This is a genomic window from Candidatus Woesearchaeota archaeon (genome assembly GCA_003694805.1).
In the GTDB taxonomy this organism is placed as follows: domain Archaea; phylum Nanobdellota; class Nanobdellia; order Woesearchaeales; family J110; genus J110.
On sequence record RFJU01000131.1, the window covers coordinates 39,268 to 58,824 of the forward strand.

General features: G+C 52.5%; 20 protein-coding genes and 6 pseudogenes. 14 read left to right on the forward strand and 12 right to left on the reverse strand.

What is annotated here, in order from left to right:
- Positions 1 to 59: 59 nt before the first annotated feature.
- Positions 60 to 461: a Holliday junction resolvase gene (locus D6783_04855; protein RME52421.1), complete on the forward strand. Its 402-nt coding sequence runs from the start codon at positions 60 to 62 to the stop codon at positions 459 to 461.
- 109 nt (positions 462 to 570) lie between these two features.
- Here D6783_04855 and D6783_04860 read toward each other — a convergent pair whose 3' ends face one another.
- The 4 genes from D6783_04860 to D6783_04875 all read right to left on the reverse strand — a co-directional run bounded on the left by D6783_04860 (position 571) and on the right by D6783_04875 (position 3,545).
- Entirely contained in the window at positions 571 to 1,554 is a 984-nt protein-coding gene (locus D6783_04860; protein RME52422.1) for a hypothetical protein, read from the reverse strand.
- A 94-nt stretch (positions 1,555 to 1,648) separates the two neighbouring features.
- Positions 1,649 to 2,224, reverse strand: coding sequence for a hypothetical protein (locus tag D6783_04865; protein RME52423.1), 576 nt, complete (start codon positions 2,222 to 2,224; stop codon positions 1,649 to 1,651).
- A gap of 245 nt (positions 2,225 to 2,469) precedes the next feature.
- Positions 2,470 to 3,147, reverse strand: a complete 678-nt coding sequence (locus D6783_04870) for a hypothetical protein (GenBank protein ID RME52424.1) — start codon at positions 3,145 to 3,147, stop codon at positions 2,470 to 2,472.
- 140 nt (positions 3,148 to 3,287) lie between these two features.
- Positions 3,288 to 3,545, reverse strand: a complete 258-nt coding sequence (locus D6783_04875) for a hypothetical protein (GenBank protein ID RME52425.1) — start codon at positions 3,543 to 3,545, stop codon at positions 3,288 to 3,290.
- A gap of 244 nt (positions 3,546 to 3,789) precedes the next feature.
- Here D6783_04875 and D6783_04880 point away from each other — a divergent pair, with 244 nt between their 5' ends.
- Positions 3,790 to 4,053, forward strand: coding sequence for a photosystem reaction center subunit H (locus tag D6783_04880; GenBank protein ID RME52426.1), 264 nt, complete (start codon positions 3,790 to 3,792; stop codon positions 4,051 to 4,053).
- Between the two features lie 284 nt (positions 4,054 to 4,337).
- Here D6783_04880 and D6783_04885 read toward each other — a convergent pair whose 3' ends face one another.
- The gene (locus tag D6783_04885) at positions 4,338 to 4,718 is read right to left on the reverse strand and encodes a hypothetical protein (protein RME52427.1); all 381 of its coding nucleotides are present in this window, start codon (positions 4,716 to 4,718) and stop codon (positions 4,338 to 4,340) included.
- Here D6783_04885 and D6783_04890 point away from each other — a divergent pair.
- The 6 genes from D6783_04890 to D6783_04915 all read left to right on the forward strand — a co-directional run bounded on the left by D6783_04890 (position 4,711) and on the right by D6783_04915 (position 9,899).
- Complete coding sequence (locus D6783_04890; protein ID RME52428.1) at positions 4,711 to 5,691, forward strand: hypothetical protein; 981 nt, start codon at positions 4,711 to 4,713, stop codon at positions 5,689 to 5,691. The two genes, D6783_04885 and D6783_04890, sit on opposite strands and share 8 nt — an antisense overlap.
- On the forward strand, positions 5,688 to 7,094 hold the full coding sequence (locus D6783_04895; GenBank protein ID RME52429.1) for a hypothetical protein: 1,407 nt from the start codon (positions 5,688 to 5,690) through the stop codon (positions 7,092 to 7,094). Before D6783_04890 ends, D6783_04895 begins: the two co-directional genes overlap by 4 nt.
- Positions 7,091 to 8,329 (forward strand): glycosyltransferase family 2 protein, encoded by a 1,239-nt coding sequence (locus D6783_04900; GenBank protein RME52430.1) that lies wholly within the window; start codon positions 7,091 to 7,093, stop codon positions 8,327 to 8,329. The genes D6783_04895 and D6783_04900 overlap by 4 nt, the downstream gene beginning before the upstream one ends.
- A gap of 153 nt (positions 8,330 to 8,482) precedes the next feature.
- Positions 8,483 to 9,079, forward strand: coding sequence for a hypothetical protein (locus D6783_04905; protein RME52431.1), 597 nt, complete (start codon positions 8,483 to 8,485; stop codon positions 9,077 to 9,079).
- A 168-nt stretch (positions 9,080 to 9,247) separates the two neighbouring features.
- Positions 9,248 to 9,472: a hypothetical protein gene (locus D6783_04910; protein RME52432.1), complete on the forward strand. Its 225-nt coding sequence runs from the start codon at positions 9,248 to 9,250 to the stop codon at positions 9,470 to 9,472.
- Between the two features lie 13 nt (positions 9,473 to 9,485).
- The gene (locus D6783_04915) at positions 9,486 to 9,899 is read left to right on the forward strand and encodes a hypothetical protein (GenBank protein ID RME52433.1); all 414 of its coding nucleotides are present in this window, start codon (positions 9,486 to 9,488) and stop codon (positions 9,897 to 9,899) included.
- A 20-nt stretch (positions 9,900 to 9,919) separates the two neighbouring features.
- Here D6783_04915 and D6783_04920 read toward each other — a convergent pair whose 3' ends face one another.
- The 7 genes from D6783_04920 to D6783_04950 all read right to left on the reverse strand — a co-directional run bounded on the left by D6783_04920 (position 9,920) and on the right by D6783_04950 (position 15,086).
- Positions 9,920 to 10,516 (reverse strand): 30S ribosomal protein S2, encoded by a 597-nt coding sequence (locus D6783_04920; GenBank protein ID RME52434.1) that lies wholly within the window; start codon positions 10,514 to 10,516, stop codon positions 9,920 to 9,922.
- 207 nt (positions 10,517 to 10,723) lie between these two features.
- A complete protein-coding gene (thpR, locus tag D6783_04925; GenBank protein ID RME52435.1) occupies positions 10,724 to 11,326 on the reverse strand; it encodes an RNA 2',3'-cyclic phosphodiesterase in 603 nt (200 codons plus the stop codon).
- A gap of 183 nt (positions 11,327 to 11,509) precedes the next feature.
- On the reverse strand, positions 11,510 to 11,971 hold the full coding sequence (locus tag D6783_04930) for a TRAM domain-containing protein (protein ID RME52460.1): 462 nt from the start codon (positions 11,969 to 11,971) through the stop codon (positions 11,510 to 11,512).
- Between the two features lie 194 nt (positions 11,972 to 12,165).
- Positions 12,166 to 13,107 (reverse strand): DNA repair and recombination protein RadA, encoded by a 942-nt coding sequence (gene radA / locus D6783_04935; protein ID RME52461.1) that lies wholly within the window; start codon positions 13,105 to 13,107, stop codon positions 12,166 to 12,168.
- A 134-nt stretch (positions 13,108 to 13,241) separates the two neighbouring features.
- On the reverse strand, positions 13,242 to 13,514 hold the full coding sequence (locus D6783_04940; protein ID RME52436.1) for a hypothetical protein: 273 nt from the start codon (positions 13,512 to 13,514) through the stop codon (positions 13,242 to 13,244).
- A 453-nt stretch (positions 13,515 to 13,967) separates the two neighbouring features.
- The gene (locus D6783_04945) at positions 13,968 to 14,333 is read right to left on the reverse strand and encodes a hypothetical protein (protein ID RME52437.1); all 366 of its coding nucleotides are present in this window, start codon (positions 14,331 to 14,333) and stop codon (positions 13,968 to 13,970) included.
- A gap of 189 nt (positions 14,334 to 14,522) precedes the next feature.
- A complete protein-coding gene (locus D6783_04950; protein ID RME52438.1) occupies positions 14,523 to 15,086 on the reverse strand; it encodes a thioredoxin family protein in 564 nt (187 codons plus the stop codon).
- A 114-nt stretch (positions 15,087 to 15,200) separates the two neighbouring features.
- Between D6783_04950 and D6783_04955 the strand changes: the two are divergent.
- The 6 pseudogenes from D6783_04955 (at position 15,201) to D6783_04980 (ending at position 19,439) form a co-directional block, all read left to right on the forward strand.
- A pseudogene (locus tag D6783_04955) lies at positions 15,201 to 15,644 on the forward strand (hypothetical protein).
- An 81-nt stretch (positions 15,645 to 15,725) separates the two neighbouring features.
- Positions 15,726 to 16,145: pseudogene (locus tag D6783_04960) on the forward strand (hypothetical protein).
- A 510-nt stretch (positions 16,146 to 16,655) separates the two neighbouring features.
- Positions 16,656 to 16,802: pseudogene (locus D6783_04965) on the forward strand (hypothetical protein).
- Positions 16,803 to 16,934: 132 nt separating this feature from the next.
- A pseudogene (locus tag D6783_04970) lies at positions 16,935 to 17,540 on the forward strand (hypothetical protein).
- Between the two features lie 42 nt (positions 17,541 to 17,582).
- Positions 17,583 to 17,834, forward strand: a pseudogene (locus D6783_04975) (hypothetical protein).
- A 1,308-nt stretch (positions 17,835 to 19,142) separates the two neighbouring features.
- A pseudogene (locus D6783_04980) lies at positions 19,143 to 19,439 on the forward strand (hypothetical protein).
- Positions 19,440 to 19,557: the final 118 nt, after the last annotated feature.

Genomic DNA, 19,557 nt, shown 5'->3' on the forward strand with positions numbered 1-19,557 from the left:
GAAGGACTGGGGGGAACTAGAAGGAAGAGTTTTAAACAAGAAGGCGTTTTTCACGTCTCATGTCGCAAAAGTCCAGAGGCATTGCCGCTGAGCGGGCGCTCATTCACGCCTTTAACAGTGCAGGGTGGGTTGCGTTTCGCGCCGCGGGTTCTGGATCGATACGGTATCCTTGTCCTGACATTATTGCAGGGAACAATATGCGTAAGCTCGCCATTGAAGTGAAGCGGACCACTGCGAAGGCACAGTATTTTTCAAAACAAGAAATTAAGGATTTGCAGTTTTTTAGTGAGCGGTTCGGAGCAGAAGCATGGGTGGCGATTAAGTTTTTTCGCAAGGAGTGGGTTTTCTTAGTTCCTGCCGATCTAGAAGAGCGAGAGAAGTCGTTTGTTGCCTCTCAGCGCATTGCTTCTTTGAGAGGTTTGTCTTTTCGTGAACTGCTGGGTCAGGAGCAAGGGACGTGAGGTTCAGCTACGCAGAACGACAGCGTCGAGAAAAAAAGAAGCAGTTTGTTGAGAAAAAAAAGAACTTAAAAAAAAAGAAAAAGAATTTCTTGTGTCTTTCTCGCCCGTTTTATCTTGTGGCGTACCTGCCGCTTGCGAGGGCTTGCTGCCACCAGGCAAGAGCTTGCTGCTGGACTGCAGGGTCGTTCATATCAACAGGTCCCTGGCCAGGTACTGCGACACCACCAATAGTGCTCCCGTCGCCGCGAGGTTGTCGTGACGCTGGTTCTTGCTGGACGACGCCGACTTGGCCTCGCTGGTACATATCCCATAGCTGCTGCGCGTTCGGGCCGTACTGCGTCCCTGGCGGGAGGTCGCTAGATGGGGGCATCGTAGGCGGCAGCGAAGGGTTCGATACTGGGTTAGGCCCTACCGGTTGTGACCTCGGCTGGTTCCACGGCGTCGTGGACCTCTGGTTGAGTCCTGGCAGGTTAGTGGATGGCGTGTTGCCGAACGTGTTGCTTCCGTATGCTGCTGCTGAAACCACGCCTCCTTGTTGAAGCGCCGGGAGGCCTCCCGCAAGTGCTCCGACGGTTCGGTAGCTGAGGCTGCCCTTGGCATCTTCAATGATGTTGATGCACGCCTGGCACGCTTCCGGACTGTACGCTCCTTGGCATGGGCTGATGTCGCGCAGTGTCCTGACGCAGCCAGCAAGCGCATTTGCCTCGAGGCCGTACGCGCTCGCGACGCAGCTGCGCATGTCCGGATCCATTCCGCCAACGCAGAGGGTGTTGTACCTGCGCGGCCTGTTAAGCTTGCCAGGGTAGCAGAACTTTTGCCCTGTTTCTAGTGTGACACAGTCATCAGCGCATTGGGTGACGCCGTATTGCGCTAGGACGCTGCAGTCCCCTTCAATGATGCCTTGGTCGTTAACGGTGAAGCCAAGGCTGAAGAGTTGTTGAAGCAGGTTTCCTATGAATTGCCCGCCGGTTGTTTGACCGACTGCTCCTGCTCCGCCGCTCTGCCACCAGTTCTGTGCTGAGGCGACTGACGCTAACACAAGCACTGCCACGACGGCAACGCTTCCCATATACATTATTTTGTTTTTTTCCATTTTTCTTTTCACTCCTCCTTTGTCCTTTGTTGTGTTTGTTTTCTGTTATTGCTGTGTGTTTGCTCAAGCGTGCGTTGTGTTTCCCTTGCTGTTCTTACTTTACTGGTTGAAAGCTCGGGTTGGACAAGAGCTGCGAGCCGATAGCCGCCGCACAGTCCGCGCATCCCTGTGGTGTTGCAACGTTGTAGGACGCACACACGTTCGGGTCTACAACCGTGTTAACGCAAAAGTTTGCGTTGGAAGGGATGGGCAGCCCGAGCTGGCTGGTGACGCAGTTCTTTGTTTCCTGAGGAAGATTGAGCCAGCAGATTTTGTTGTACACTCTCGGCTGGTTGAACCCGCCAAAGCGGACCGTTTTTCCGCCTGGGAGTACCGCTGTTTGAGAAGAGGGGTCGCACGTGACGGGTCCGCCTGCAAGCTCTGTTATTTTGGGGTTGTCACAGTCCCCGACAAGGTTGCCATTTTCGTCAATGGTGAATCCTAGCTGTGCGAGGAGCGGCAAGATATTTGCCGGGCCTGGCGCTTGCACTGTTTGGAAGTCGAAGGCTTTTCCTGATGTGTTGGCTTGAATTGCTAAGACTAAAACAACGATGGCCACGACGGCCACAATTCCCACGATGTAGAGGGGGGTTTGTTCTTTTATGTTCATGCTGTCACCTCCTGTCAGCATAGGCTATTGGCAAAGGCGTGTTTTGCATAGCAGTATGCTTGCATGGTTTTGGTCGCTTCCTGGAATTTTGTTTTTATAAGTCTTTTGTTTTTTCTCCTTCGTTTTCCGCAGAAAACAAGCAGAGATGAAATCACTTCTGAGTGGTTATTGTTGGCGTGTTGGTTGTTGGTGTGTTCTTCGTGCGTTCCCTTTCTTGTTCTCTTGCCGTGTTTCTTGCTCGTTTTGGGTGTTGCTGGGAGCCAGGGTCATAACGTCATAGTGTGCACTGGCGTTTTGTTGGTGCGGCCTTGTTGTTCTTGATGATGAGCAATGTCTGCTGGATTGAAGACGAAACAGTGCTGTTCATCAAAATAGCCGCAGCGAATGAGATTGAGAGGGATGTTTGTTCGCCTGCTGAGCATGCGTGCGTAAAAGAGGGTTTGCGTTGTTGCGTAGCGTTCTTTCTCTGCTCGTGGCTTGTAGTCCCATACCCAGATGATGCCGTTTTCTATTGAGAGTACGTCGATGTGACCTGAAAGCGGGCCTGATTCCTCGCCAGTTTTTTGAAGGCGGGCGAGAAAGGAATCCTCGTGAGGATCCAGCCAAACAGGGACTTCAATGCCAACGGTGCTTGCATCGTGTTGAAGAAGAAACATTTGAACGTTGCTGTGTGCAGTGTTGTACTCGTTCCTTGCAAGGCCTTCCTTTGCAAGCGTGCAGATGGGGTGGTGCGGTAGCGGTGTTGGGGAGATGCCTAGCGGGAACTTGAATTTGCTGCTTCTAGGGCCTGTGAGGAATTTTTCGTCGGGGCAGTGGCGGAACATGCCTTCGAGGTACTCGTAGAGGGGTTGAAAAAGAGGAGGTGCGCAGAGGGCTCTTGCCTTTTCTACGTGGATGCGATAGTGGTACCACCACCCGTGCCGCAAACTGAGATGCTTAATCACTGAGATGCGTAATCTGTTAATCTGTAGTGGTTGCGGAATTGCCGTTGGTTGTCAATGTGCTTTTTCTCTTCTGGGGGGTGCCGCCGCGTCTTGGGGGCGAGTTGCACGAGCTGCGAGGAACGCCGAGGAACGCCGCCCGCCTATTTTCTTCTTTTGGATTTTTTTCTGGCGGCTCTTCTCCTCACGAGTGCTTCTTCAAGCTTTCTTTCTTCAGCTTCTATTTCTTTTTCTTCGCGAAGAATTTTCTTTTCGTCGTTTGCGATGGAGAGTGTCATGAGTTCAATGTGTCTGTCTATGCGAGCGATACGGCGCTCCATGCGCACGAGGACGCGTAGACTGTACACGATTGCTGCAAGCGTGCCTATTATTACTGCTAAGATGACATTCTCTATCGCCATAGTTGCTACCATAAACGTCCCACCTCTACCGTTATTTTGTTGTGTCGCGAACTTGCGCTATGCTGACACGCTTACCTTCACACTGGTTATTTAAATAGGTTTCGATGTTGCCTCTGACCGTGTTCGGTACACTCGCAAGGCTGGGATGAAAGGCAGGAGAGTGGCTGACAAAAGGAGCAATGGAGAACCAAATCAGAAACATTTATATAGCTCTTGAGGAGTTGTAAACGGTGGTGATGGTACTATGTTGAAGATGAAGCGAATTACAGAGTGCTTTGACATGAAAGTGTTCACTGATACGGGAGACTACTTTGGCGACGTTGAGGAGTCCATCCTTGCTGAAACCAAGGTGTTTGGGTGGCGTGTAAAAGCGACGCGGAATTCATACTTGAATAAAGTGCTTGGTAGTGCGAAAGGAGTCATTGTCCCTCACCAGTTAGTTAAGGCAATTGGAGACATCATGATTATCTCGAAGTCTGCCGTGCCGAATTATGAGGGCGCCGAGTAAGCTCCCGTGGCCACATTCGTTTATTTACGCACTGCAGCGTGTGGAGCCGCTTTGGTGGTAGGCACGCGGGTTGTTTGCAAGCAGGGTTGACGTCTTCAAAGGGGAAGGGATTTAAAGAGTCTTTTCTTTGTTTCTCGTATGGCTAACGCTTGGCAGAGAGCATGGTGGCTTGTCTGGGCTGTGTTTTGCATTTCGCTGGCTCTTCGGCTCTGGATTGCGCTGCAAGCAGACGGTTTTTCCTTTGACGCATACGAGACCTTAACGAAGGCGGCGAGTATTCGAGATCATGGTCTTCCTCCTTTGTACGACGAGCTCGGGTGGGGAGGAAGGAGTGTTGTGGGGTCTCCGCTTTTTGCTTTTATAATCGCGCTGGGAGGGTTGTTTCTTCCCTTAGGGATCGCTGCAAAAATCACTGCCCACACGTTTGTTGCCTTGTGCATTCCCTTGTCTTTTTTTGCTGCTCGAACGCTGACGAGAAACTTGCGAGCGTCCGTTTTGGCCGCGGTGTTCGCAGCATTCCTCCCTTCGCTCTTCTTTGACGTTGCCAACTCCCTCTCCGCGCTCTGTTTACTCTTGCCACTTGTTTTGCTTTGGTTAGCGCTCCTTCCGAACACGAAGTCCAAACCGTTGCCTTCTTTGCTCGTAGGCCTGGTTGCTATGCTCACGCATCCTTTGAGCTTCCTCGTCTTGCTCGGGATCTTGCTCGGGTTGTTCTTGAAAACGCTCGAGCACAAAAAAGTGGAGCGTTGGGAGTGGGAGGTTTTGACGCTTTGGGGGTTTGGTGGCTTGTGGTTTCACTTGCTCGTGTACAAGAATGCGCTGCTTTTGCACGGATTTGCTGCGCTTTGGAAAAACATACCGGGGAGGTTCCTTTGGCAAGAATTCTCTTCCTTCTCCCTTCCTCTCGCCGTACACGCAGTTGGTATCATTCCCCTTTTTTATGGCGTGTTTGCCGTTTTCCACATACTGCACACCCGTCGCGAATCAAAACTCTTTCCTGCGGTAGGGATTTTTCTCGTTGTGCTGGTCGCCTTATTTTTGCAAATGGTTAGTGCACGGGAGGGTTTGGCGTTGCTGGGTGTGACGGTTGTTCTCTTGAGTAGCCAAGGAATGAAGTGGTTTTCTGTTTATGTGAGGAAGGTGCAGATTCGTCAGGTAGGAAGCTGGGAAGCGTTCTCGACAATCGGCATTCTCGTTGCGTTTCTTCTCTCTTCCGGTGTTCCGAGCGTTGTTGCTGCTGCGACTGCAAAGGATGTTCCTTCACGTGCTTTACTAGAAGCTGTCGAGTGGATTGGTGCTTCAGCGCCGCAGGACGCGGTGATACTTGCTCTGCCCGAGGAGGGTTTTTTGATTAAGTATCTCGCCCGCAGGGGTGTTGCTGTTGACCAATCCTTCATGCTCGTGAAAAATCCTGAAAAACGGCTTGGAGAAGTTGAAGATGTGTTTTCTGCCGTTTCGCTCGTTGAAGCGTTGGATTCGTTGGAAAAGCTTGGTGCTACGTACGTTGTGGTTTCTGATGTTGCAAAGCGCAGGTTCGGTATTGAAGGCTTGCGTTACGCAGATGATCACTGTCTTCCCCTCGTCTTTGATAACGGGGTTAAGGTATACCACGTACGATGTAGGGTGGTGGCGTCATGAACGTTCCTCGCTTTGTTTGGGGGCTTGCTGGCGTGGCGGTCGTTGCGTTAGTTTTTGGTGCGAGAGTGTTAATCGGGGCGCCAGTGATTCCTTATCAAGAATCGTACGCTCACCTTCTTGCTAGTTCAGAGGTGCGCAGTGCAATACCGATGTTAAACGGTTTTTGGGGCGTTCAGCCGTCCATGATTGATGTTCTGCTTGCGTGTTTTCCTTCGGTCGTGTGGCTCGTTGGCTTTCAGCTGTTATTGGCATTCGTTGCGGGGTGGAGCGCGGGGATTGTTGGTGAGCGAGTGTTGGGCAGAAGTGGTTGGTTGGTTGGCTTGCTCGCGGTGTGTTCGCCGACCTTCCTTTTTCTTTTTAGCACGATCAACCCGTGGAGCGCGGTGGTTGTGGTCTTCCTCTTTGGCTTGGTACTCCTTCCTCGTTTTCCTCGTGCGGGGTTGTTGTTGTGGAGTTCGGCGTTCTTGTTTGATATGTGGAGCGGGTTGCTTCTCGTGGGATTGGGTTGTATGATTGGTTCTTTGCGTGCACAGCTCCCGCGCTTGTTTGGGAGGCGGGACGGTAATGAGCGCGGCTTGGTGGTTTTCTTCCTTGTAAGCTGCGTTGTAAGTTTTGCGTTGCGCCTCGTCTTCGTGCCTCCTTCATGGCGTGCGCATCTTCTTTCGCTGAAATACGGTGCTGGTGCTTTTTTTCCATTTGTCGAGTTCGGGGTTCAAGAGGGTGTTTCGTTTATCTTGGTCGTGTTGGGTTTGATTGGCTTTGTTCGTTCTTGGCGAAAGTCTTGGCGATGGGTTGTTCTTCAGGTTGGCGTGGTTGTTTTGTTCGGTTCGGTCGTGATCTTTGAAGGCGCGAGAATTTTTGCTTGGGTTGTTTTGACGTGTTACGCCGCTCTTGCATTGTCATGGATGGGAAGGCGGAAGTGGGAATTGCAAGAGGTGCAGCGAGTTTCGCTTTTTATTATTGGTTGTTCGCTGCTCTTGGTTTTTGCTTCTGCTTTGAAGGGTTTTATTTTAGCTAAGCCTGATAAAGAACTGCTCGAGGGGGTTTCTTTTCTTAGTTCCGGGTGGAGTGACGGGATTCTTGCCCACCCTGCTGACGCCCCTTTCGTTGCATTCTCTACTGGGAAGAAGGTGTTTTTGCTTCATACTCTGCCGTTGGACGATGATTTGCAAGAGAGGGTTCGTGCCTTGCGGGCGATATGGCTGGGGCGGGATTTGAACACGACGCTATCTTTGCTCAATCGTTACGACATCAGGTTCATTATAGTGACGCCGGAAATGAGAGATGGCGCTGTTTGGGAGCGAGACGAGGAGGGTTTGCTCTTCTTCCTTGAGCATAGCGAAAGGTTTATTAACGTAAATCCGGACCTGCGTGTTGAGATTTGGCGAGTTATTCAAAAATGAATTTTGGCGATGCGCTCTCGTACACTTCGTCTTTTTTTGGGTTGTACACGTTGATTTTTGTTTTTCTGACGAGTTTGGAGGACGAAGCGGTTCGCAGAGAAAAAGTGTGGAAGAAGCTTCCGAGAGTTTGTATTGCTGTTCCTTGCTTTAATGAGGAGAAGCGGGTGGGCAGAACGCTTGAGTCCTTGCTTGCTTTAGATTACCCGAAGGACAAGTTGGAGATCATCGCGGTTGATGACGGGAGCACCGATGGGACGTTGAAGGTGTTGAAACAATTTGAAAAAAGAGGCGTTCGGGTGGTGCACAAAGAGAACGGGGGGAAGCACACTGCTCTCAACGTTGCTTTGAGAATGACTTCTGCAGAGTTCTTTGGCGGGTTGGACGCGGATTCTGTAGTTGATCCTAAGGCGTTGAGAAGAATTTTGCGCAGGTTTTATGCTGATTATGTTATGGCAGTCACGCCGGCCATGAAGATTGAGTCGCCGAATTCTATTTTGCGAAAGGTTCAAAGTGTTGAGTTTATTGTTGGCATTTTGCTTCGTGAAATATTCACCAAGCTTGGCAGTCAGCATGTAACGCCCGGGCCTTTCACGATTTATCGAAGGGACTTTTTTGAGAAGTTCGGTCCGTTCAAGAAGGCGCATCTCACCGAGGACATTGAGATTGCTTTGCGCATTCAAAAAAATAATTTTTTTATTGAGAACGCGGTCGATGCGTACGTGTTCACGCACGGCCCTGCCAAGTTCGCACCGCTTTTCAGGCAGCGATTGCGGTGGTTTTATGGTTATTTGAGTAACGTCCTAGATTATTTTGACTTATTAAATCCGAAGAAGTTCGGAAACTTGGGTTTTTTTGTCCTTCCTCAATCGTTTCTTTTTATTGGCTTAATTATCTTAGCTATCGCGTATACAGGCTTTCGTTTTGTGAAGAACAGCTACACGCAGCTCTTGAATGCGATCGCGGTTCATTTTGACGTGTTGAGGTTGATTCGTTTTAATTTTGAGTGGTTTTTTGTGAATACGAAGCCGACTATGATTCTTTCCTTGTTTACTTTGGCCGGTTCGTTTTGTATTTTCTTGTTTGCAAGGTTGCTCTCGAGGGATCGAAGACGAATAGGCTTTGATTATGCATTGTTTCTTTTGTTGTATTGGTTTTTGTTTGGGTTGTGGTGGGCTGTTGCCGTCTGGCGCAAAGTGTTTCGAATGCCAATCATGTGGAGTGAAAAGCAGGATTGAAGGAACGGTTCTCGTTTCGGGGAGCTGGGGCTTGCCGGGTTTTGCTGCCTTCTTCGTTGTTTCATGTTGTGGCACGGTGGTTTCAGAAAAAGAGTTATCTCGTTTCATCTTTCATAAAGGGTACGAAGCGTGTTTGTTTCGGAGGTGAATAGTATGAACAGTTATGTGAACAATGGCAGAACCGCTAGAAACGCTAAGGCGGGTAAGGGAGGCGCTACGTTCTTTGCCTTGGCCTTGGTGGGTTTGGTTGTATTGGGTGGCGTTGCACTAGCGCATCCTTGGGGGTTCGCTCGTGGTGGCGCTGACAGCAACGAGTGGGGCGCGGGTGCCAGAAGTGATGTGCCTGAGTGGCAAGAGCGCCTGCACAATGTGTTATCGTCTGGAACCTTTGATGAGTTGGAAGCCCTGCGAAGTGAAGCAGGGGTTCCGCTCATGCCAAGAATTGAAGACGCTGAGGATTTTGCTCTCTTTCAGGAGCGCTTGAAGGAGCGAGAGGCTTGGCAGAGCCAGATGGATGCGCTCGCGTCTTATGATGACCTTGTCGAGTTAAGGGCGTCTAGCGGGAGGACAGTCTTGCCTTGGGTTTCCTCGGAGGAAGACTTTGCTGAGTGGAAAGAACATCATGAGGCAATGGAGGGTCTGATGGAAAGCCATGGTGTTCTCGGCGGTTTCGGGAGGCGAGGCGGTTTCGGCGTTGGCAAAGGGCTCGGAAGAGGCTTCGGAATGGGTGCGGGGTGTCCTTGGCACTAAGCGCTGAACGATACTTTTCTTTTTGTTTTTTTTATTATTAGCGGTGGTTTTCAGGAAAGATTTTAAAAAAGCGGCTTGCTTTTCGTAGTTGTTGATATGAATTGGTTGTTCAAACGTGGCTTAAAGCGTTTATAAGATCGCTTATCATTGATGGAAAGGTGATTGTGTATGCAAATGATGATGTATCGTCCATTTTTCCCGTTCGGCATTGTGTTTCAGCTAGGGATCTTACTTGCGTTCCTTGCCATCCTCTGGTGGCTGTTGAAAGGAGGTGGCGGTCGAGAGGAGAGTGCTAGAGCGGTGTTGGATAGGCGATTGGCTGCTGGCGAGATTTCAAAAAAAGAGTATAAGGAGTTGCGCAAGCTGATTGAAGACGGCGAAGGCGGCAAGTAAGGGTTGTTTAAGGATGGAGATTGAGCCCAAGCGGTTGATTGTCGGGATGACGTTGGTGTTCTTACTTGGCATATCCTTCGCTATAGTGAACGGGTTTTACGTCCAATCGTCTGGGGAAGCGTTGCCTCTCGTTGTATACGGGCTTGCGTTTTTGTCCTTGCTGGTCGGGGCGTCAGTCATGCTGTTATTTCAATGGAAGATTAACAAGGCGCAGGTGTTTCGTCTTGTTAAGCTCTTGCCTCCGGAAGAGCGAGTGATTGTGAAGATTCTCCTTGAGCATAATAACCGTCTTGAGCAGAATTATGTTGTGGCTTTGTCAGGTCTTTCAAAGGTGAAGGTTTCGAGAATTCTTGCTCGCTTAAGCGAGCGGGGCGTTGTTGAGAAGAAACCGTTGGGCAATACCAACTTGGTTGTTCTCAAAGTGTGAGCGGGGCTTGATTTTTGCTTCTATTCCTCAGTGAACTCCTCAACAGGGTAGTTGAACGCGCCTTTTTGGATGAGCCCTCGCTGTTCCATGTACAGCTTGCACAGCAGCCAAAAGACGAGGCCCAGACTTTTTTTGCCTTTGTTATTGCAGGGAACGACGAGGTCGACGTTGTTGACTTGATTATTCGTGTCGCACAGGGCAATAACAGGGACGCCGGTCTTAAGGGCGTCCTTGACGGCGTTTCTGTCCGGCCACGTGTCCGCGACGAGAATGATTTTGACTTCACGGAATATTTTGAGGTTGGGGTTCGTGAGGAGGCCGGGGGGGTAGCGGCCTGCAAAGTAGTGGCAGCCGGTGAGTTCGCCGAACCGCTTGACTGGCTTCCAGCCGTTTTCTCTTCTGCAAACGACCATGATGTCTTCGGGTGCGTAGTGGGAGAGGAGGTTTGCTGCGAGGCGGATGCGCTTGTCAATTTCGGTGATGTTGAGGACTGAGAGGCCGTCAGGACGGGTTTTATAGATGAAGTTGTTCATGTGTTTTGTTTTGAACTTCGTGCCTATTTGTATGCCGCTCTTGAGGTATTCTTCGTTGGGGATGAGGAGTTCTTGGTCGGTCATTGTCTTGTTGCCTCCTGTTTTTCTTCGTTTTTCACGTTTTTCAAAGTGGTTTTCAAACGTGGCGTGTTCGGAAGCTTCTTTGGGAAGAAGGTCTTCCGCCGTTATTATTACCTCCGGCGCCGCGCACGCTTATGCGTGAACGGCTTGGTCCTCCAGCCTTCTTCGGAGTCCAAGCGAGGTTCTGGCGTGAATGGAAACGAGAGGTATTTATAAGCGTTGTTGTTGCAGCTGCTCGTCCTCGCCGTTCTCTTGCGTTGTGTGTTTTCGTGCTCGGGTTTTGGTGAGGGGGAACGTCGCGAGGGGGAGGTATTCCGGACCTCGTGGCGTGAGCGTGCTTTGGAAGAGGTGGAACGCATCTACGTCGAAGGTGAGCGGCTTGACGCGTCCTCCATGCCATTCGTGAAGGCCCTTGTGGCGCTTGATAACAACGGCGCGAGCTAAGGTAAGGTGGGGGTGGAAGGGCCTGTCTTCTTTGAGGTTCACTGCTTGTGCCACCTCATTTTGAAGCTTGGAGAGCTGGGCGGACGGAACGATGCCCAGCCAGAAAACGGCCGGCTTGCCTCCTCGCTTGAAAAATCCTCGATGAGACGTGGTGAGGGTAAAGGGTTCTTGATGTATTCGTTGCAGGGAAGAAATGAGCGTTGGTAGCTCGTCCTTGTTCTTCTCGCCGAGGAAGGCGAGCGTGAGATGTGCTTTTTTGACTTGAGGGTAGCGGAGAACAGCCCCTTCTACCGAGGCCAGCTTTGCTTGTTCATTGTGTAGGAGTTGTTGAACAGTTTTTGGTAGGGTGATGGCTACGAAGAGGCGCATGGAACGGTTTCTTCCGGGTGGCTGAGCAGTTGTTTGTTGGCTTGCTTGCCAAGGCCCTCACGTGAGGACTCGTTGTGGCCGCCCTTCCTGTGTGGTAAGGTTGGACTGGTTGATGTTGCCAGCTAGTAGGGGAGTGGCCTTCCTTTCTCTCAGAGGAGTTCGAAGAGAGTGTGGAGTGTTGCTTCACTCCTTTTTTTCTTCCGCGTCTTCGGGTGCGGGCACTTCTTCGTCTTCTGCCTCGTCTTGTTTTTCTTGTTCAGACTGCTCGGGTTCGTCTGCGTCTTCAACGTCTTCGTTGGTGGCAGGTTTTTCGTCTTCAGCGTCTTCTTCCCCGAAGTTTTCACTATCTAAGTGTTCCTGCGGGTCGAAGTCTTCTTCCGGCTCTTCTTGTGCGGGTTGTTGCTGTTCCTGCTTGGTTTCGCGTTGTTCAGCAGGCCCGAGTACTTCTGTGAAGGCTAAGCTCTTGAGAACGCGCGTGACTTTGACTTTGACCGAGTCGCCTTGTTTGGCCCCCGGCACGATGAGGACAAAGCCTTCCTTTTTGGCTATGCCGTCGCCTTTCTCGCCGACTGCTTCTATCGTTACATCTAACTCGTCGCCCTCCCTGACGGGAGCTGCTGGTCTATCGAATCGTTGGTTTCGCATCATAGCTTTCTATTCTCCTATCTTCTTTGTAGTGCGTCTTCCTCTTCTTTGTGAGAAAAAGAGGATTTTACGCTTTGCAAGCCGCAAGAAAGCAGACTATTTAAAACTTGTTGAAAAAAACATGGAAAAAAAATATTTGCGGCTTTTCTTGCTAAGTCGCTCCCTTGCAAACAAGCGAGGGCCTTGTACGAGTTTTAAACGTCTTCTATGCCTTTATCTGTTATTTTGAAGACGCATTCGGTGTCTGCAAGGTTGGGTGCGTCAATGAGTTTGGCCACGCGCGTGCCTTTCTTGCCTCTTCGCAAGTAGATGCGGAACGTGCTGTTGTGGGCGACGATGTTGCCACCGATGGCTTCTGTCGGGTCGCCGAAGAACTGGTCTGGTTTGTGCATGACTTGATTCGTGACGTAGACGCATAAGTTGTGTTTGTCTGCGATTTTGCTGAGCGTGTGCATGTGCTTGTTGAGTTTTTGTTGGCGTTCAGCCAATGTTCCTCTTCCCACGAATTCGGCTCTGAAATGTGCCGTGAGGGAGTCGACAATGACGACGCGGACGTTGTTTCCTTGCGCGATGACGTCTTCTATTTTTTCTGCGAGAAGCATTTGATGGTCTGAATTGAATGCCCTTGCTACTTTGATGTGTTGAAGAACGTCGTCAGGATCGAGGCCGTGGCCTTGGGCGATTTGCACCGCGCGTTCCGGCCTGAACGTGTTTTCCGTGTCTATGTAGACCGCTACGCTTCCGGGTGCTTGTTTTTGGACGAGGACTGCGAGCACGTGTCCGATTTGTGTTTTGCTTGAGCCGTAGGCGCCGAAGCACTCCGTAATGGCTCCTGTTTCAAAGCCGCCGGCGAGCATGTCGTCGAATGCTTTAGAGCCGACGCTGATTTTCAGGACGGATTCGCGTTTTCTGAGCAGGTCGATGCCTGACTGAAACCCCATATCAAGGGAGTCTCGTGCTGAGTTAATCATTTTGCGAGCTGCTGCTTCAGTTACGCCTGCTGCGCTGACGAGTTCTCCGGGCGTCGCGACGGCGATGGACATGACATCTGAGAACCCTGCGCTGACGAGTTTTTCAGCTGTCGCCGCTCCGACACCGGGGAGGTCTTCGATAAGGAGTTCTTTTTTTGTTTCCATGACTATTGCTTCTTGTTTTGTTGGCACAGGTTTCACCTCGGGAGTTGTTCTTTGTTTAAAAATATTGGTTTAAAAAAAATAAAACAAAAGAGAATGCCTGCGTGGCTGCAAGCGTGGCTGCTACGCCTGGCAGATTATGCCACGCCTTCCTCTTTTTGGAGGGCGAGGTACTCATATGCTTTTTGGAGGACGAGCGCTGCTCGGGGCAGGTCGTTGACGCGCAGAGAGTTTGTGGTTTTCCACATGTCGTTCTTGTCTTTGTAGCTACGTTCGAAGGTCACGGTTGAGTACTCTGTCACGTTCCCGTTTGTATCGTTGGTTTCGTTGCGCCACACAGTGGCTGTTAATGCGCCCGATCGAAATTTCTTGACGGGCTGGTTTTTTTGGTGGTGTTTGGTTTCATTCATGTTGTTCTCCCTCCTTCTTCCTTTCGGTTCTTCTTTCAGCCCACGATCGGCGAGCGCGTTGGGTGTTCGGCTTGCCTCTCCATCACGACGTGCGGGTTAGGCGCGCCTTTCGCGTCGTCTTCGTGGGTGAAGGAGTGTGTTGGCAGGTGCGGATGGTGGTGTGCATCCGCGATGCTGCCTTTTTGGAAATTCTTTTTCGGGGGTGTTCGCCACGGCGTCGCGAAACAGTGGTGCGTTCAGCGCCGCTCGCGGCTATCGAAAGAAGGAGTGGTCGGGAGGCTATTTATACGCCACGGGAGCGTGCCCAGTGTGTCCAGTGCGGCCTTTGCTGTTTCTCCGCAGTGCCTTCTACACTCCGTGGAGACCTTGTTTGGAGAAGGTGTGCTTGAGCGCGAAGGAAACCCAAAAGGGAGAGGTTATTTTTGGCCCTTCAGTGAGCGTGTCTGCCGCGTGTCAGCCCTCTGTGCCGGTGCGTTGCTCCCGCATTGCTTGCTCAAGGAGTAGCTTTTCAATTCCTTGGCGAACGCTGGGGGGCATCTTGTCACCGTTTTTTTCGAGTGCTCGGAGGGCGAGGAGTTGTTCAAGGCCAACAGGGATGCAGACGGCGTTGGGATTGAGGGACGCGCCGGCTCCTGCAGCGGCGCCGCCCTGGAGCGCAACTGCGTGTATGTCTTCAGCTCCCCCGTAAATAATAACGTTGGTCGCCTCGCTTCGATCGCAGAAGATGTAGCATTGATCCTGGTAGAAGAGGAGGGAAGGGTTGCTTTCTTTTGGGCCGTCTTTTGCTGCGTCGTAGGGTCTGATGTAGTGTCGCTCCATTTGTTGCCAGGGGTTGCCGCTCGGGTTTGGTTGCTGTTGTGTCTTGGCGCCTTTGAGGTAGGTACTAGCGTTTCTTCGTGCTTTTCCTATTTATATTTTTCTCCTCGTTGTACTTGTTCGGCCTTAAACTGACGCTTTTCTGGAGTGGGGTGTGGACGGGTTGATCAGTCAGTAGAAGAGGGGTGGTTTTCAAGAGGTGTGGTGGCGTTTCCACTTGATGCTGCAGCCTTGGCTGGGAAGGAAGGGTTTGGTTACCTTGCCTTTTGCGAGGAGTTCTTGGATTGCTTCGTCCATGTCGTGCTGTCTGGGGACCTGGCCGGGGCTGAGTGCGTCATCGATTCTGCCGTGCCACGCCAGTTTTTTTGCTCGATCAAGCAGGAAGGGGTCCGGGGTGCAGACGGCGCCGTACGCTCGCGCAACGTCTTGGGTTTCGTCAAAGAGGTAGGGGAAGTTCAGAGCGTGTGCGCGGGCAAACCGCTGCATGTTATCGAAGCTGTCGTCTGGGACGATGCCTGGGTCGTTGCTGTTGATGCCGATGAGGAGGACGCCTTTATCCTTGTACGTATCTTGGAGGGTTTTGAGGGTTTCGATTTTGGGGAGGACGTAGGGGCAGTGGTTGCAGATGAAGATGATGAGGAACGCGTTGCCTTCGAGCTCGCTGAGCGTGTAGGTTTTTCCGTCGACGCCTTTGAGGGAGAAGTCCGGTGCCTTCTCGCCGATGGCAAGTTTTTGTTGCGATTGGAGGAGTACCATGGTAGCAAGCAGGTTGTGTCGTTCTGGTCCTTGCTGGCCGTGGTGTTTAATAAAGGTTTCCCAGGCGCCGCGGGAGAAACATTTATAAACCCTTTTTGTTGGTCTCGTCTTGTAATGGTAGGGGTGAGTTTTCGTTCGCTTCAGAGGGTGCCGCTCTTGGTGGTGTTCTTTGCTCTCGTGCTAGTCCTTGGAGGGGGTTTGTTCGCTTTTTTGGCACTCGCCAGGCCTACTTCGTGCGAGCCTGTTTGTGATGCGTTTGATGTTTGTACGAGTGGCACAAGCCCGGGTCCTTGCGAGGCGAGTTCATGTGCTCCTGGTGAGACGTGTTTAGAAAAGTACTGCAGTGGCTGTTCTGGAGCGACCGATCCTACGTCTCCTTCCTGCACAGGGGGCGTGTTTCACTCGTGTGAGCCAGCGTGTAGCTCGTGGGATGTGAACAGCGCGGGCGTTTGTTGCGGGGATGATCCTGGCGAGGCGGGGCCGTTTTCCGAGCCGGAAGGGGCTGACGTGTCGTATTGTTTTGATGGGAACGATAATGATTGTAACGGATATGTTGATTGCGATGATACTGCTTGCTTCGGCGCGAGTGCCGATGTTGAGTTCACGGATACGGGGTCGTCGTGGGTCGCGCCGGGAGGAATGGTTCCGTACAGTGATGGCAATACGGGTCGCGTTGATAATACGCCGTGCGATGCGTACGATATCGGGGCGAAGCAGGCGTATTTCCTGGCGTCGGAGGGTGTGCGCTACGACGCGACGTGGGAGAGAAAAGATGAAACATGCGAGAAAAGAGTTCTGGGTGAATGGACTGACGTAGGAACAAATTCATTTTGCAAGACGCATATTGTTGATGAAGGCGGCAGCGAGGTTGCGACCATTGAAACGCAGACGGGGTGCCCGACAGGCTCAAGTGTGCGAAACCCAAAAGATGAGTGGCACGACCAAGGCGACGCGACGGTGGATTGGCATCATTTGGAGACGAGGTCGTGTCCTTCCTGCTCTCCTGCTAGCGAGATTTGCGACTACGCAGATAATGACTGTGATAACGAGGTGGATGAGGGGTTCAACGCAGGGGATAGTTGTGGCGGTCCGGGATGTGTTCTTGACTGTCTCAGCGATGGTTCCGGGACGCAGTGCGTGCTCAACACGACGTGGGCACCGCCGGACGCGACCGAGACGAATTGTGGTGACGGCATTGACAACGACTGCGACGGGAGTCTTGACTGTGCAGATAGTGACTGCGACTACCAGGTAGTGCCTAAGTCGTCAACAGGTGAGACGTGGACGCCGCCTGCAGGGAATACGGGATGGGTGCGAGTGAAGTACACGGAGAGGGGAGTCGCGCATGAAATTTTTTACGCGAGTGTTGATGCTACGAAAACGTACGCGTCTGAACTTGATCGTTCCTGCCAGCAAGTGAAGTGCGACCCGGGGCCTCCCCTTGCTCAGTACGGCTTGAGTGGTAGGCAAAACCTCTTCTTGGTTGAGGACGGGGCGGATGTTGCTTCAGATAGATCGCTTTGTCGGTGTGAGGGCTTTGCTTCCGAAGCGGGGTGCGAGGATGGGCAGATGTGCACTTCAAGTTCTGATGGGCAAGCAAGAACGCGTGTCGATGCAACGTGGGAATGGGAGGAGGAAGTTGGCGATCCGGGTTGCGGGTCGTGCTCGGCTGAAGTGTGTGATGGTCTTGACAACGATTGTGATGGCGTTGTGGACAACGGTTTTGATCCTGAATCATGCAGACCGCTCTGCGAGTATCAGGGTTTTCAGTGGACGAACAATGGGGGCTCGTTAAATTGTTGTGGGAACGATGCGGGCGAGGATAATCCCTTCGAGGGTGTTGAGTCATTGTGTTTTGACGGAAATGACAACGACTGCGATGGCAACATTGATTGTAACGACAATGACTGCGCCGGGTTTGGTGGAACGTCGGTGGAGAATAGCGTGTCCGGGCGGGATTCATGGTCTGCCCCTGGCAATGTCTCGAACCTCGCCCGGGCGGAGCAGTCTTCGGGGAGCAGCTTGGTTGAGTTCGCGCCGCGTGGCGGTGAAACGTACAACACCGTTATTCGTACGAAGACGAGTATTGTGCCTGTGACATTTGGCTCGTGCGGTGGCAGCGCGGGAGTGGGCAGCGTTGGGTGCGCGCCTTACGAGCAGCAGTTCTATGAAGTGCGCGACTCGTTAGGTAACGTGATCGGGACAGATCGCGTCGGGGAAACGTGCAGAGCATCGTGTGGTACGGCTTTCGGTGCTGACAGTTGTGGAAGCCATATTCCGGGGTGTGAATCGCAGGCTGGCGAGTCTGAGAGTGATGAGTTGTCTGACTGGACGTGGGAAGAATCAGCGGGGGACGCGTGTTCTTGCGAAGACAATGATGGTGACGGCGTGAACGCCACGGGAGGGTCGTGCGGCCCTATTGACTGCGACGACAACGACGCCAGCGTCAGCTCGACCATCACGTGCACGGACTACAACACCTGCACCGACACGAGCATGTGCACCACGTCCTGCCCTGCAGCGCCCGCCGAGATTTGCGATGACGGCGTTGACAACGACTGCGACGGGTTGGCTGATTGTCGTGATAGTGATTGTGCCGGTCCGGACAACGATGGTGATTTGTACTTTTCCTCTTCAAGCAGTTCTGCTTGCCCCGTGGATTGCAACGATTCGGACCCGAACAACTATCCGGGGAACGTCGAGGTTTGCAGTGACGGGGCGGATAACGACTGTGATGGCTTCGTTGACGAGGCGGACAGCGCGTGCGTGATTAATTTGACGCTTGCGCCGAGCCCTGCCAACCCTGCAACGACGGTGACTGCGACGGTTGAGGCGTTCGATGGCGTGTTCCAGACGGGCTCGTACCGGGTGAGCGTGTGCGATTATCAAGGATGTGACCTGAGCGATCCGACCGGGTGCGTGGCGGGGAGTGCTATTGATCCGAGCTGCGATCGCCTGGACGCGAACGGCCTTGCGAGTGTGGCGTGTTCGTTCACTGCGCCGGGAATCGGGGCGGGTTACGGTTATTACGCGTGCGTTGGCGAAAATGCGGATCAGGAGCTCTTGGATGTTGTTGGTGGGGGGCATTGTGGCCTTGGCAGTTCCCACGCTGAGGATGATGAGGTCTCTCCTGCCGAGTTCTTTCACGAGTGCGACGCGTCGGAGGAGGGGGGTGATTGTTCGGGCGTGACGGATTGCAATTCGTATAATTATTCTTCGTGCTCGTCGTGCAGGGTGGAGAGCAGTTCCGGCTCGAGCAGGCTGTATTTCTCGTGTGATGATTACTGGTGTAGCGGCCTTGAGGCGGATAGCTCTGCAGGGTGCCAGGATTCAGGAAGCGACTGGTTCCCTCTTGACGAGGTTTGTGACCTTGTCCGCGCTAATGATTCTTCTGCAGGTCCTGCGTTGGGGCGGGGCTTTTGTGGGTATAACTGGTGCAGCCCGCCTTCAGAGAACGTGGCGTATCTTTGTCACGTGAACGCGTCGGGCTCGCCGGTGTGGACGCCGAATGCGTCTTTGCCCTTGACAGCTGAGGCTGGCGTTCTTGGTGGCGATGCTCAGTGTAGTGACGGGTTCGATAACGACTGTGATGGGCTTATTGACTGCGATGATGATGGGTGCGATTGTGAGGGAGATAATAATCAGGTGACATGCGAAGATTTGGGTTTTCAGTGGGATGCTTCGCGGTCTCCTCCTGAGCGGCGGTGCTGTGGGGATGAGCAGAATGCGTCATGGCATGAGGACGACCCGTTCGGCGTTAGCGAGGCGGGGCTTTGCGGTGATGGGCGTGATAATGATTGTGATAATGAGAATGATTGGGATACGCTTGATCGTGACACGGGCGATGGGTGGGATAGCGCGGGGGTTCACGGGGACAACGATTGTGCGGTGAGCATTGTACGTTTCTCGGCGCCTAATTCCTCAGAGGCGGGAACGCCCTTTGTCGTGAATTGTACCGTGAACAGCCCCGGAGAGTTCAACAGCGTTCACGTCGTGCTTGACGAGAATGAGGATGGCGAGTTTAACCTCTCAAAAGGGGACGTGCTCTGCCCGTTCATGCAGTGGCTTGCCGCGACCCCCACCGTCGCGCAGTTCAATTGCTCGTCCTCGTTGCCGAGTGGTTCGTATGCGAGGACGCAGTGCTTCGTGAACACCAGCAGGAGTTACGACGCGACGGGGCCGCTTCAGAACAGCACACTCCTGACCGGTTGTTTTGACAACGATGGTGACGGGTACCAAGGGTATGATCCTTTAGGATGCCCGAGCGGCGATGATTGTAACGATGCTGATGTGAGCGTTCACCCGGGAGGTTTGGAGATTTGCGAGGATGGTGTTGATAGCAACTGCAACGGGAATGATGATGAGGCGTGTCCGTTGCCCCTTGTTTTCCGTGTTGATTTCGAGACGAATGTGTTCGATACGGCGCCGACGTGGGAGCCGTTCAACGTGAGTGATTACGGAGCGGTGCCGG